Raw genomic sequence first — 218 nt, forward strand, 5'->3', positions numbered from 1 at the left:
CTTGTCCCCACCAAGGTAGTTGCGTGCCAATGTGTTCGGCTACTGCCGCGTGAGAACCCGCGTCGGCCACGTCATATTCCAAGAACGCAGTATCACCAGCAAAGATCGCGTGGAGGTGTGCGTAATGCCCATCGATCCATTGTACCCGTTCGCGGCTGGTTTCGCCGTAACCTTCTGGTAGTCCGGGGATATCTGAAGCAGGCAGGCGATCGGTTCCA

Annotated in this window: 1 protein-coding gene; it reads right to left on the reverse strand. The window is 57.3% G+C overall.

The annotated features are described in order from the left end of the window. Positions 1-218, reverse strand: a 218-nt coding sequence (locus AACQ14_RS23955) for a hypothetical protein (RefSeq protein WP_339366052.1), incomplete at both ends; no start/stop codon positions are given.

The organism is Vallitalea maricola, from assembly GCF_036985595.1.
Classification (GTDB): domain Bacteria; phylum Bacillota; class Clostridia; order Lachnospirales; family Vallitaleaceae; genus Vallitalea; species Vallitalea maricola.